This window comes from Streptosporangium sp. NPDC051022 (assembly GCF_040683035.1).
In the GTDB taxonomy this organism is placed as follows: domain Bacteria; phylum Actinomycetota; class Actinomycetes; order Streptosporangiales; family Streptosporangiaceae; genus Streptosporangium.
In genome coordinates, this window is sequence record NZ_JBFBCF010000019.1 from 180,416 (window position 1) to 193,845 (window position 13,430).

The window sequence follows — 13,430 nt, forward strand, 5'->3', positions numbered from 1 at the left end:
GACTATCCGGCTAGAAAGGGTGCCACAGGCGGTCGTCGCCCGCCCTCAGCGAGTCGAGCCTGTGCCGCAGTTCGGTGAGCGCGGCCTGGTCGCGGTGGGCGTTGCGCAGCACGGCGGTGAGAGTCTGCAGCTCACGCATGTCGCGCAGCACCGGGTATCCCTTCCAGGTCGTCGCGTCGTAGCCGTAGGCCTGGCTGAAATTGGACCGCTGGCGCTCGGTCAGCCCGAAGCGCACCCCCTGGAGCGTCGGGATCAGGTCGATCTCCCTGGGCCCCGCGCACACGCCGTCCCAGTCGCACAGCAGGAACCCGTCACGCGTGCGGATCATGTTCCCGCGGTGGGCGTCCCCGTGCACCAGCCCGTACGGCAGCGCGAACTCGAGGCTCTCGTAGTAGGTCTCGGCCAGCGCCTCGCAACGTTCCAGGAGCCAGCCGCGGTCCTTCTCGTCCAGCGCGAGACCGGCCTTGATCGACCTGCGCACCGCGCCGAAGGGGTCGTGGGTCGGCAGCTCGAACGGCACCGGCGGCAGGTCGTGCAGCCGCCGCAGCAGCGGGCCCAGCTGCGCCGGGTCCGGCGGCGGCCCGATGTGCTCCTCGTGGTGCCAGAACGTCGCCAGGAACCCCTCCGCGACGACCGGCTGCTTGATCTCCAGCGGCCTGATGGTGGGGAATCCCTGCTCGACGAGCCAGCGGGTGACCTTGACCGACGTCACCAGACGGTCGAACTTGCCCGGTGTGCTCGCCTGCGCCAGCCGCACCACCACCCGCTCGGCGGGCAGGTGGTAGACGGTGTTGGCGAAGTCGCGCAGCAGCCTGACGCCTCCGGAGTCCAGGCCGGCCTTCCGGCATGCCTCGTTGAGTGCCACGGCTGCCCGGGTGAGGAGCGAGCCCTCGGCGGCAATCGTCATCGTCCGCTCCTGTCTGAGATGGCGTGCCGGGCCCGCTGGGGCAGGCCGACGGCACAGAAACTCTCGATCCGCCTGGCCAGCTGCTGGCCGCCGGGTTTGGAGGCCAGCAGCTCGCGACCCGTGCTGAGGGTCGTGCCCAGGCTGCTGATGCGCCTGTCCGGCGCGAGCGCGAGGATCGGGGCCATCGCCTCCTCCGCGCCCGAGGCGTCGCCCTCCATGATGTGGGCGACCGTCAGATGGGCGCTGGCCATGGACTCGCACCCGTAGGAGCGGTTCTCCGGCTCTCCGGTGGCGTACAGGGCCAGCGACTCACGCGCCGCCTCGATGGCCGACGCCGAGTCGCCGAGGTGCAGGTGGGTGACGGCCGCGTAGTAGCGCTCCTTGGCCGGGCGGAACGCGAACTCCCCGGCGATCTCGTCGTGCAGCTCGTCGGCCCCCGTCGCCCGCACGTCCTGCGCCTGGTGGAGCGCTTCCTCGGCCTCCCGTGTGCGGCCCAGCATGGCGTAGGAGCGGGCCCGCAGCATGTGCAGGCGGGTGGCGCCCGAACCCGTCTGGAGGCAGGTCAGCCCCTCCTCGGCGTATCTGGCGGCGTCGCTGTAACGCCGGTCCCACAGCGCGACCGAGGACTGCATTCCGCGCGCCCAGCCCATCAGGGCGGCGTGCCCGGCCACCTTGCCGTAGGTCCACGCGGCCCGGGCGAGGGTGTCGGCCGGGATGCGGCGGTCCATGTCCATGCTGACGTTGGCCATCAGCCCGCACAGCGCGCCGGTGAGGAAGTACAGCTCCCTGGCCTGCCCGGGGTGGATGCGCTTGTCCAGCGCCCTCCTGGTACGTTCCTGCAGCTCGCGCATCTCCACGAACAGCGGCAGCGGCGCCTCTGCGACGTAGCGTTTGCCGACCCAGATCACCTGGGTGCGCAGCCGCTCCAGCGCGCCCGCGCCCAGCTCGCTCGCCTCGGCCTCCTCCGCGTGCGCGCCCGCCTCGTCGGCCGCCACGGTGATCAGGTCGAGGGCGGGCTGCGCGGACGTCATGGAGCGCAGTTCCTCGGGGGTGTAGTCGTTGGCGAAGCCGAGCTGGACGGGACCGGTCTCGAAGAGCCTGCTCAGCAGGTCCGTGTAGTCACGGTCGGGCCGCGCGCCGGCCTCCCATTCCCGCCACGAGCGCTCGGTCAGCCCGCGTCGCTTGATGCCCTCCCTGTCGCAGAGGGCGTGGAAGTGCTCGATGGCCTCCTCGACGGTCCACCCGTGGGCCAGTCTTCGGCACTTGAACCAGCTCTGCTGGGGGCAGCAGGTGTGGATCTCCTCGACCATTTGCTGGATGACGGCGGGGGAGGGCGGCCCGGTCAGGGCCGCCAGCGTGCGGTTGCGAATGATGGTGGCGCAAGCCAGGGCGGCACGGTCACCGCCCCGGGAGTTCTGGGTCATAGGCTGTCGCGGCCCTTTCCCGATGGGGTCACCCCCACGCTAGTGGTCTGATCGACATCGGGTGGACCTGAGAGCATTCCGCCGGTATGGGAGAGCTTCTCCCTCATGAACCGCTACCGCCGAAGGGCACCACGGTTCCACCGTTGCGAAGCTGTGCCTGGAACAGTTGCCCACACAGGCTGCTCGGCGTTTCGGCGAACCATACCGCCGGCGGATTACCCGCCGAAACCGCTGCCCAGCGTCCCTTGCTGAACACGATCCGATAGTCGGGGAACGCGGTACGTAGCAGTTCCAGTGCCCGTTGCCGTTCGGCGAGCTCCGATGTCACGGCCCCTCCGTCATCACGAGTTCCGTCATCGTTCCCAGAATGTTCGCTTGACTCACGGAAATCCAGTGAGAATTCAGGGGAGCGAACATGCGGACGGCTCTCATGTTGGCTGATTCAGAAGGGTTGTTCGCGAATGTGGATGGCCTGGAGCAAGCCGATAGCGATCATATTCGCAAAGGTCGCAGTCCCGCCATAGGAGACAAACGGGAGCGGAAGGCCTGTGATCGGCATGATCCCAATGGTCATCCCGATGTTGACGAACGACTGGAAGGCCAGCCAGCACACGATCACACCGGCCACCAGGGTGCCGAACCGGTCGTCGCACTGCCGCGCGATCCGCATCCCACGCAGCAGGATCACCCCGATCAGGGCCACCACCGCGACCGACCCGAGGAAGCCGAACTCCTCCCCCGCCACGGTGAAGATGAAGTCGGTGTGCTGCTCGGGCACGAACCGTCCCGTGGTCTGGCCCCCCTCGAACAGCCCCTTGCCGAACAGCCCGCCCGAACCGATCGCGATCAACGACTGGGTGCTGTTGTAACCGACACCGCGCGGATCGCTGGCGGGGTTGAGAAAGGCGGTGAACCTGGCGATCTGGTACGGCTCCAGCACATTGAACAACCACACCGCCACTCCCCCGCCCACCACCAGGAGAGTGAGTCCGAAAATCCAGCGTTTTCGGACCCCGGCGATCACGATCGCCCCCGCGGTGATCACCCCGAGGACCATCGTGGTGCCCAGGTCGGGCTGGAGCATCACCATGCCCATGGTGAACCCGGCCACCCCCAGCGACAGGCCGAGGTCCAGCCCCCGAGGCCGGTCGGTGCCCCGGACCGGCTTGGCCAGCAGCATGGCGAGCATCAGCACCAGGCCGAGCTTGGCGAACTCCGAGGGCTGGAAGGCGAAGCCGCCCCCCAGCATGATCCACGAGTGGGCGCCGTTCACGGTCGCGCCGAGCGGTGTGAGGACCAGCAACAGTCCCAGCAGGCTCACGCCGTACACCAGCGGCGAGTAGATGCGCAGCGACCTGTGGTTGACCATCACCGCCGCGCTGGTCAGCGCGATCCCGATGGCCACGTTGAGGATGTGCTTCTTGACGAGCCCGGTCGAGCCGGGCGCCCAGGTCCTGGTGGACGACCAGACCAGCATCGTGCCGATCACCGTCAGCGCCGCGACCGCGACCAGCAGCACCCCGTCCATCCTGCGCACCGCCGAGGAGGCCGCCACCGCCCTGCGGGCGAAGGAGCCGCCGCTCGGCACGGTCATCGGGCGGCTCACCGCGCCACGGTCCCGTCCCGCTTGATCATCGGCAGGTCGGAGGCGGGACGGTGGGCGGGCAGCGCCGCACGGATCGTCTTGCCCTGCGGCTGGGAGCCGAGACCGTAGATGCCCTCGTAGATCTTCCGCGCGGCCGGAGCCGCGGTCTGGCCGCCCATCCCGCCCTGGGAGACCATGACGACGATCACGAACCGCGGCTTCTGCGCGGGCGCGAACGAGGCGAACCAGGAGGTGTCCTCCTTGCCGTAGACCTCGGCGGTGCCGGTCTTGCCACCGATCTTGAGCTTGTCCATGGGGAACCCCGCGAAGGCCCCGGCGGCCGTTCCGTCGGAGGGGACCTCGCTGAGCGCCGCCCTGATGTAGGCCCGCTCGGTGGCGGAGATCGGCAGCCTGCCCACGACCGGCACCTTGATCTCCTTGACCATGGTGCCGTCGGGCCGCACCAGCGCCCAGCCGAGGCGGGGGCTGCGCAGTTTGCCGTCCCCGACCAGCGCCGCGTAGGCCGCGGCGAGTTGCAACGGGGTCACCAGCACGTCTCCCTGGCCGATCGAGAAGTTCGCCGCGTCACCGGGCCGCCACTGGTAGCCCTCGAGGCAGTTCTCGTACGCCAGCCGTTTGAGGAAGGCCGCCCGGCCCGTGTCGCTTTTGGCGACCTCCGGATAGCCGGATTTGGCCCGTTTGCAGTTCTCCGTCTTGGTCGTGTTCCACAGCTGTTTCTTCCACTCGCGGTCGGGGATCCGTCCCGCGGACTCACCCGGCAGGTCGATCCCCGTCGGCCTGCCGAACCCGAAGGCCCGCGCCATGGTCGCCATCGGCTCCTTGGTCTTGCCCCGGGGCCGCAGCCCGCCGTCGCGCAGCCACTGCTCGTAGGCCGCCCGGTAGAAGATCGTATCGCAGGACTTCACCAGCGCCGTGTGCAGGCTGAGGGTGCCCATCCCGATGCCGTGGAAGTTGTTGAACGGCCTGCTGCCCACCATGTAGGAGCCGGGGCAGTCGTAGTGGCCGTGCAACGGGTAGCCGTCCCTGAGCATGGCCGAGATCGACGAGACCTTGAAGGTCGAGCCGGGCGCGAACTCCCCCTTGATGGCCCGTGAGACCAGCGGCATGCCCGCCTTGCCCGACAGCAGACGTTGGTACTCCGGCTCAGAGATGCCCCCCGTCCACACCGCCGGATCGTAGGTCGGCGCGCTGGCCAGCGCGACCACCCTGCCGGTCCGCACGTCGAGCACCACCCCCGCCGCGCCGTCCGCCTTCGGGGCCGACTTCATGGCCTCGGCCAGGGCCTTCTCCGTCACCGCCTGCACCTTGGCGTCGATGCTGGTGATGAGCGTGTCGCCGGGCGTCGGCTGTACCTGCCGCTCGACCCCGATCACCTTGCCCAGCCGGTCGACCTGCACCCGCCGCAACCCCGGCACCCCCCGCAGTTCCTTGTCGTAGACCGACTCCAGGCCGTCACGGCCCACCAGATCGACCCCGGAGAAGATCGCCTTGAACCCGTCACGCTTCTCCAGCTCCTCCTGGGTGATCGGCTGCAGGTAGCCGAGCGCCTGCGCGCCCGCGGTGCTGGAGGGGTACTCCCTGACCGACTGCACCTCGGCGGTGACCCCGGGAAACTCCTCCTGCCGCTCCAGGATCTGCAACGCCTCCCGGGTGGTGACGTCGTCGTCGATCGGGATCGGCTGGTACGGCGAGCCCGGCCAGCAGGGCCTGGTGACCCCCGGGCCGCACGCCCTGATGCGCATCCGCAGATCGGCGGGACGGCGGTTCAGCACGACCGCCAGCTTCTGCAGCACGTCCTTGCCGTTGCCCTCCATCCGGTTCAGGCTCGTCCGGTCGACCGAGACGACGAGCCTGGTCCGGTTGCGCACCAGCGCCCGCCCCGCCGAGTCGAGGATCTGCCCGCGCACGGCCGGCACCATCACGTCACGGGTACGCGTCTCGGTCGCCGCCTCCACGAACTCCGCCCCGCGAACCACCTGCACCTGCCAGAGCCGTACGGCCAGCAGCGCCAGCAGCGACACCACCAGGAGCTGGAGAACGATCAACCGGCTCCGTGTCCGGCTCACATCCGCCCCCGCGCGAGGTGGGGAAGCGGCCGCAGCCCCCGTTCCCGGGGTCCCCTGACGATCCTCATCACCAGCCAGACCGTCGGCGGCGCGGCCAGCAGGTTGTAGCCGATCGCCCAGGGCAGCGTCGTGGTGAGCATTTCCTCACCGATCTGGACGTCGCCGAGCAGCGCGCTGGTCGCGACGACGGCGGGCGGCCCGGCTGCCGCGCAGGCCAGCGCCATGGGCAGCTTGGCCTCGGGACGGCCGTCGGCCGCCCGGCCGGCGGTGAAACCGATCAGGCACAGCACCAGGGCGTACTGCCCGAGCACGTGCGTGGCGGGCGGCAGCACGTCACCGGCGAATCCGGCGCAGAAGCCCGCCACGGCCCCGGCCGCCGCCCCCCGGACCAGCGCGTATCCCACGACGGCGAGCAGCACCAGGTCGGGCGCGGCTCCGCCGGGCAGGGGCAGCCGGTTCACCACCGTCACCTGAAGGATCATGAACAGCAGGAGCAGGCCGGCGGCCGCCACGTCACGACCCACCCTCAGACCCCCTCACGCGGCGCGTTGGGCGACACGGCGTCACGCGGGTTGCGCTTGGGCGTCGCGTTGGGCAGCACGGCGTCACGCGGGTTGCGCCTGGGCGCCTGCACCACCACACCCACCACGTCCAGCGCGGTGAGGTCGGCGTACGGCCGCGCGTACGCGATCCGGGTCAGCTCCCCCGGCGTGGCCTCCACGTGCTCGACCACCCCGATCGGCACCCCCGCGACGTACGGCGCGCCACGCTGGGAGCCGAAGCTCACGATGCGGCGCCCGGGAACGACCTGCGCGGTCGAGTCGAGCAGCCGGAACCGGAGCAACCGGCCGTTCAACCCCAGCCCGTGCACCACCCCGATCTCGTTGCTTCCCTCCAGGCGCGCCCCGGCCGCCGAGGCGGGGTCGCTGAGCAGGACGACGGTCGAGGTGGACGTGCTCACCTGGACCACCCGGCCGACCAGGCCGTCACCGTTCAGCACGGTCATCTCCGAACGCACACCATCGGCGCTGCCCACGTCGAGCTGGACGGCCTCCTCGAACCCGGGGGTGCCGCGCCGCGCGATCACCTGGGCGGGAACCAGCTTGTAACCGGCGATCCCGGCCACACCGAGCAGGCGGCGCAGCTCGGTGGAGTGCCCGCGGTCCAGGGTCTGCGTCATGAGGTCGCGCTTGAGCCGCTGGTTCTCCGCGCGCAGCGCGTCGATGCGGCGCTGCGCGTCGGGCGCGGCCGCCATCGTCTCGAAGAAGCGCCCGATCGGCCGGACGACTCCTGCCCCCGCGCTCTCGACGGTGCCCAGCAGCTCTGCGCCCGCCCCCCTGAGCGAGCCGAGCGGGGAGTTCGCCCCCGCCCGATGGTCGACGGTCATGAGCACGAGCGCCGCCGCCAGCAGCACTCCCAGACTCATCCGTGCCCGGCGCGTGTCCCTCATCAGTGCCGCGGCTCCGGCACCAGAACCTGCTGCAGTGCCTCGAAGTCCTCGACACACTTGCCCGAGCCGAGCGCGACGGAGTCGAGCGCGTTGTCCACCAGGTGGATCGGCATGCCCGTCTCGCCCTTGAGCCGCTCGTCCATGCCCTTGAGCAGCGCGCCACCCCCGGTGAGCGCGATCCCCCGGTCCATCAGGTCCCCGGAGAGCTCGGGCGGGCACTTGTCCAGCGTGGTCTTGACCGCGTCGACGATCACGTTCACCGGCTCCTCGGTGGCCTTGCGGATCTCCGCGGCCGACACGACGACCGTCTTCGGCAGACCCGTGACCAGGTCGCGGCCACGAATCTCCGCGTGCCCCTCCTCGGGAAGCATGCAGGCCGAGCCGATCGCCATCTTGATCTCCTCGGCGGTCCGCTCGCCCAGCATGAGCGAGTGCTCCTTCTTCGCGAAGGTGATGATCGCCTGGTCCAGTTCGTCACCGCCGATCCGGATCGACTGGCTGGTCACCACTCCGCCCATCGAGATGATCGCCACCTCGGTGGTGCCGCCGCCGATGTCGACCACCATGTTGCCGGTGGGCTCGTGCACGGGCAGGCCCGCGCCGATCGCGGCGGCCATCGGCTCTTCGATGATGTAGACCCCCCGCGCGCCCGCCTGGTATCCGGCCTCCTTGACCGCTCGCTGCTCGACCCCGGTGATGCCGCTCGGCACCGCGATGATGATGCGCGGCTTGGCGTAGTGACGGCGCTTGTGCACGCGCTGGATGAAGTAGCGGAGCATTCGTTCGGTGACGTCGAAGTCGGCGATGACGCCGTCCTTCAGCGGTCGGATCGCCATGATGTTGCCGGGGGTCCGGCCGATCATGCGCTTGGCCTCGATGCCGATGGCCACGATTTTTCCCGTGGTCGTGTTTATCGCGACGACGGACGGCTCGTTGAGAACGACGCCGCGGCCCCTCACGTAGACGAGGGTGTTGGCGGTGCCGAGATCGACCGCCATGTCGCGGCCGAGGAAGGCAAGCTTGCTGCTCATGAGGAAGGCGGCCCTCCTTCCGTCAGGTCGTCGGCGAAAACTACAGAACGCACTCGAATCGTAACGTGACGCACCCACCACTGAGCGCAATGAGCTCCCCAGCTCCGGGAAAATCTTCCGTCGCCCCAAACACGTGGAGCCCCGCCATCCACAAGGATGACGGGGCTCCACGGGGCCCGAACGTCAGAAGCGGTCCGGGAAGAAGAGCTTGATCTCACGGGCGGCGGACTCGGACGAGTCAGAGCCGTGAACCACGTTCTCACCGATCTCCAGGGCGTGGTCGCCGCGGATGGTGCCCGGGGCGGACTTGACCGGGTCGGTCAGGCCGGCGAGCGAGCGGAAGGCCTCGACGGCGCGGGGACCCTCGGCGACCAGCGCGACCAGCGGGCCCGAGGTGATGAACTCGACCAGCTCGCCGAAGAACGGCCGCTCGGAGTGCTCGGCGTAGTGCGCCTTGGCGGTGTCGGCGTCCAGAGTGCGCAGCTCCAGCGCGGCGACCTTCAGGCCCTTGCGCTCGATCCGGGCGATCACGTCGCCGATGAGACCACGCGCGACACCGTCGGGCTTGATCAGGACAAGGGTGCGCTCGGACACTGAGGTTCTCCTTTGAGTGGAAATGACTCGCGGACTGCGAGGAACGCGCGAAGTTTACCGTCCCCCGCCCGTTTCCCCGTGGTCGGCGACGTCACGGACGGTCCGCGCCGTCTCCCAGGGCTCCCTCGGGAGAGGGGGTGGGCGGCGGCACCACCGGCAGCGCACCGGGCTTGTCCGGAGCGGGCTCGGGCCCCGGCGCGGGCACGGTTTCCGGCCGCGGCCTCGGCCTGGGGCCCGTCTGCGGCTCCGGCTCGGTCTCCGGTTCGGCCCGCCCCGGCCGATCGTCCCCCAGCCCGTCTCCCAGCCCGTCAGCCGTCGCTGAGGCGGGTTCCCGCCTCTCGGCGGAGCGTGCCCCCTCCGAGGGCGGCCCGGAGCGCCCAGGGGGCGCGGAAGGCCCGGAGCGCCCAGGAGGCATGGAAGGCGCGGAGTCCGCGGGCGGCGCCGGCGCCGGAACGGAAGGGAGCACGTCGGACGGAACAGCGGGCTTCCCCGCCACCGGGACGTCGTCGAGCCCCTCGACCGCGGGCAGCTCGACCCGGGGAAGGGCGCCCGCCGCACCCCGGCCCCCCGGGGAACGGCGGCTCAGGACCGCGCCGAGCACGATCACGACGACCACCAGGACACCGCCGACCAGGGCCCACAGACGCAGAGCACCGACGAACGCGTCGACCATCGCCTGCGGGCTGCCGGCCTCCTTCAGACGGGTGACCTGGATCCCGCTGCCCAGCAGGAAACCGGACAGGAGACCGGGGAAGAACAGCGATAGCGCGAAGAGCGCGGCACCCGGGCCCGGCACGCGCAGCGCCGAGGTCAGGGCGACCGCGGCGCCGACCGTGAGCAACGCGAACGGAAGGATCAGCGCCGATCCGTGAGAGGCGGGAAGCAGCAGCCGGACGACGCACAGCCCGGCCACCACGGCCACCAGCCCGGCCGCCGCGCACAGGGGCGCGAGGGAGTCGCCCAGCCTGCTCACCAGCACGGCCGCGACCAGACCCGCGACCCCGGCGACCACGAACGCCGGCCACAGGCCGGACAGCCCGGGCCCGCCCAGACCGCCCAGCTCCACATAGGTGACCTGCGCGGCGGTCGGCAGGACGACGACACCGACCGCCAGCATCGTGTAGGCGGGCACCCGGCCCGCGGAACCCTCGAATCCGCTCGCGGAGGCGAGACAGAAGAGCGCGACGACGGACAGCAGGGCGGTGAGGACGAGCAGGCCCGGCGGCCAGTCGAACGTCATGCCCAGGGCCAGGACGGCGATCGCCACCGCGAACGCGGCCGCGACCGGCAGGCGTCCGGGCTCCACGACGGCCCGTTCGCCACCGCCGTCCCTCATCCAGAGCACGAGGCAGACGGCGGCCAGCGCCAGGGCGATCCCCGTCAGCAGGGGGTACGGCTGGAGCGTGACCTTCCAGGAGTCGACGGCGTCCAGAGGCCACAGGGCGAGCGCCTGGGCGGCCAGCAGGCTGACCGCCAGCATGCCTCCCCAGATCGCGCGCAGGACCAAGGAGCGTTCCCAGACCGCCAGGAGGCTGGCGGGCACCAGCAGACCGGCCCCCACACCGTGTAGAACCCGCAGCGCCCCCACCAGGAACGGGGACGCCGCGTAACCCCCCGCCACGTCGGCCAGCGCGAGCAGGGTCAGCCCCGCGACCAGGATCGGGACCGCGCGCACCCGGCGTAACAGCAGCGCGGTCGGCGGCACGGTCAGCACCATCGCGGGCAGCGCCAGCCCGTGCGCGCGGACCATCGCGATCTGCGAGATGTCCGGCGGGAGCAGCGAGGCGACCACCGAGATGGTGTTGGGGATGGCGACGATCGCCAGCGGAAGCGTCACCGCGACGAGCAGCCCGAGGACGACGTCGAGCATCAGCGAGGCGGGAAGAGGGCGCGCCGGGTCCGCGGACCCGGCGGCCACCCCGTTGCTCGGCTGAATGGGAGGGACGGCCATGTTGGCCGACTTTAGCGGGAAGTCACGCCCTCGACACGGCGAGCGACGAATATCGCCGTGATCCAGAGGGCGGCGAAGATCACCCCCAGGAAGAACATGGTCGGAACCAGGAAACCCGCGGCGATGGCCAGAACCTGGATGACACTTCCCAGGATGTAGGCGAAGGGGCGTTTCAGCATTCCGGCGACCAGGACGCACAGAACCGCCAGGCCGATCCCGACCGTCACCGCGACGGCGGGCTCGATGTTCTGGGTGTTGATCGCCACCGGTGTGAACAGCCCGATGACGATCGCCTCCATGCCGAGCACACTGGCGCAGAGCCTCCGCATGCCCGGGGTAACGGTGATCATTTCTCGCCTTCCCTCCGCCACCTGGGTCACGTGGCCTCCTCGGCCTTCAGCAGCAGCCGCGCGTCTCCGGCCGTGACGACGGATCCGGTGATCAGGACTCCGGCGCCGCCGAACTCCCCCTCCTCGTCCGCCAGGGCGATCCCCAGATCGATCGCCTCGTCCAGACGCTCGGCCAGGCGGACCCTGTCCGGCCCGAAGATCTCCCCGGCCAGCGCCGTGAGCTCCTCCGGATCCATGGACCTGGGCGAGGAGTTCCTCGTCACCACGATCTCGTCCATCATCGGCTCCAGCAGCTCCAGCATCCCCCGGACGTCCTTGTCGGCGAACACCGCCACGACACCGATGAGCTTGGCGAAGCCGAAGGACTCGTGAACGGCCTCCAGGGTGGCCTGGATCCCGCCCGGGTTGTGCCCGGCGTCCACGAGCACCGTGGGCCCTCGCCGTACGACCTCCAGCCTCCCCGGCGAGCGCACCTGCAGGAACGCCTGCCGTACCAGTTCGGCGTCGAGAGGATCGTCCCCCGCGGTCAGCGCCTCGACGGCGGCCAGCGCGCAGACGGCGTTGCCCGCCTGGTGCGCCCCGTAGAGGGGCAGCAGGATCTCCTCGTAGGTCCCCTTGAGGCCCCTGAGGCTGAGCAGCTGGCCGCCGACCGCCAGCTCCCTGCCGAGCACGCCGAACTCCAGTCCCTCCCTGGCCACGGTCGCCCCCACCTCGACCGCCCTGCGCATCAGCACCTCGGCCGCGGGAAGCTCCTGCTGCGCGAGCACGACCGTCGCGCCAGGCTTGATGATGCCGGCCTTCTCACCCGCGATCGTCGCGATGTCGGGGCCGAGATAGTCGACGTGGTCCAGCGAGATCGGAGTGATGACGGCGACCGTGCCGTCGGCGACGTTGGTCGCGTCGAAACTGCCGCCCATGCCCGTCTCGATGACCGCGACGTCCACGGGAGCGTCGGCGAAGGCGGCGAAGGCCATCGCCGTGAGCGTCTCGAAGAAGGAGAGCCTGCGGCCCTGAGCGTCGATCATCTTGAGGTAGGGCTCGATGTCCTCGTAAACCTCGGTGAAGCGCTCCTCACTCAGCGGAAGGCCGTCAACCGAGATGCGCTCGCGCATGGACACGAGGTGAGGGCTGGTGAACCGGCCGACGCGCAGGTTGCGCTCACGCAGGATCGTCTCGATCATCCGCGTCGTGCTCGACTTGCCGTTGGTTCCCGCGACGTGCACGACCGGATAGGCGTGCTGCGGGGAGCCGAGCAGGTCCATGAGTGCGGCGATCCTGTCGAGAGTGGGCTCGAAGTTCCACTCGACGCCGCGTTCCATGATTGCCTGCTCAACCGCTCGATATTCCACATCTCAAGCCTACTGACCTCGTCGACGGGTTCCCGACAGGCCCGGGAAAAGGGCCTTCGCGCCGGTCCGGCGAGAAGCCGGCGGCGACGAGGAGAAACGGTCCGGGAGGGCCCGGAAGACAGGCAACGCCCCCCGGAGGGCAGCCCCCCGGAAAACCCCGTCGGCGGGCCCCGCCAAGAACACCGGAAGAAACCCACACCGCCCCCGGAGAACCCCCGTAGAACCCCCGTAGAAGCCCCGTAGAAGCCCCGGAACACGCGAACCCCACCATCGCCCTGCCCATCCAGGCCCCCTACCGGATCGAACCCCTGCTACACACCGCCCCCGACAACCGACCCCACGAAGCCCCGGAAGAAGAACCCCCGGAAAACAAAAAAAGGGGGACCACCCCCGCCACACACGAGACACGACCCCCAAAACCCGGAACACCCCCGGAGAAACACAAAAGGGGGGACCGCCCCCCGCGAACGAGACACGTCCCCCACCCCCTCCGAACCCCTCCAGCCCCCACCGGAAAACACCCGGAGAAGAACCCCCGGGACCCTCTTCCGGGAACGCCAAAAAGGGAGGACCACCCCCTCAACCGAGGGGACGATCCTCCCTTTTTCGAAAAATTGTCCGGCGGCGACCTACTCTCCCACACCGTCCCCGGTGCAGTACCATCGGCGCTGAAGAGCTTAACTTCCGGGTTCGGAATGTAAC

12 protein-coding genes and 1 rRNA gene are annotated in these 13,430 nt (G+C 70.1%); all 13 read right to left on the bottom strand.

From position 1 onward, the window contains the following. Window positions 1–10: 10 nt before the first annotated feature. Window positions 11–907 (bottom strand): aminoglycoside phosphotransferase family protein, encoded by an 897-nt coding sequence (locus AB0N02_RS28250; RefSeq protein WP_363952529.1) that lies wholly within the window; start codon window positions 905–907, stop codon window positions 11–13. Further along, window positions 904–2,331, bottom strand: coding sequence for a hypothetical protein (locus AB0N02_RS28255; RefSeq protein WP_363952532.1), 1,428 nt, complete (start codon window positions 2,329–2,331; stop codon window positions 904–906). The genes AB0N02_RS28250 and AB0N02_RS28255 overlap by 4 nt, the downstream gene beginning before the upstream one ends. Window positions 2,332–2,434: 103 nt before the next feature. Continuing rightward, entirely contained in the window at window positions 2,435–2,659 is a 225-nt protein-coding gene (locus AB0N02_RS28260; RefSeq protein ID WP_363952534.1) for a hypothetical protein, read from the bottom strand. A gap of 114 nt (window positions 2,660–2,773) precedes the next feature. After that, window positions 2,774–3,937, bottom strand: a complete 1,164-nt coding sequence (rodA, locus tag AB0N02_RS28265) for a rod shape-determining protein RodA (protein WP_363952537.1) — start codon at window positions 3,935–3,937, stop codon at window positions 2,774–2,776. Further along, window positions 3,934–5,982, bottom strand: coding sequence for a penicillin-binding protein 2 (gene mrdA, locus AB0N02_RS28270; protein WP_363952539.1), 2,049 nt, complete (start codon window positions 5,980–5,982; stop codon window positions 3,934–3,936). The genes rodA and mrdA overlap by 4 nt, the downstream gene beginning before the upstream one ends. Before the next feature lie 17 nt (window positions 5,983–5,999). Next, window positions 6,000–6,527, bottom strand: coding sequence for a rod shape-determining protein MreD (gene mreD / locus AB0N02_RS28275; RefSeq protein WP_363952542.1), 528 nt, complete (start codon window positions 6,525–6,527; stop codon window positions 6,000–6,002). Between the two features lie 2 nt (window positions 6,528–6,529). Beyond that, complete coding sequence (gene mreC, locus AB0N02_RS28280) at window positions 6,530–7,453, bottom strand: rod shape-determining protein MreC (protein WP_363952544.1); 924 nt, start codon at window positions 7,451–7,453, stop codon at window positions 6,530–6,532. After that, complete coding sequence (locus tag AB0N02_RS28285; protein ID WP_363952547.1) at window positions 7,453–8,484, bottom strand: rod shape-determining protein; 1,032 nt, start codon at window positions 8,482–8,484, stop codon at window positions 7,453–7,455. The genes mreC and AB0N02_RS28285 overlap by 1 nt, the downstream gene beginning before the upstream one ends. A 183-nt stretch (window positions 8,485–8,667) precedes the next feature. After that, a complete protein-coding gene (gene ndk / locus AB0N02_RS28290) occupies window positions 8,668–9,078 on the bottom strand; it encodes a nucleoside-diphosphate kinase (RefSeq protein ID WP_363952550.1) in 411 nt (136 codons plus the stop codon). A 91-nt stretch (window positions 9,079–9,169) separates the two neighbouring features. After that, window positions 9,170–11,029: a hypothetical protein gene (locus tag AB0N02_RS28295; protein WP_363952553.1), complete on the bottom strand. Its 1,860-nt coding sequence runs from the start codon at window positions 11,027–11,029 to the stop codon at window positions 9,170–9,172. An 11-nt stretch (window positions 11,030–11,040) separates the two neighbouring features. Then, window positions 11,041–11,379, bottom strand: a complete 339-nt coding sequence (locus tag AB0N02_RS28300) for a DUF4233 domain-containing protein (RefSeq protein WP_363952556.1) — start codon at window positions 11,377–11,379, stop codon at window positions 11,041–11,043. Window positions 11,380–11,405: 26 nt separating this feature from the next. Further along, window positions 11,406–12,698: a folylpolyglutamate synthase/dihydrofolate synthase family protein gene (locus AB0N02_RS28305; RefSeq protein ID WP_363952583.1), complete on the bottom strand. Its 1,293-nt coding sequence runs from the start codon at window positions 12,696–12,698 to the stop codon at window positions 11,406–11,408. Window positions 12,699–13,344: 646 nt separating this feature from the next. Further along, a 5S ribosomal RNA gene (gene rrf / locus AB0N02_RS28310) occupies window positions 13,345–13,430 on the bottom strand; the annotation flags it as partial.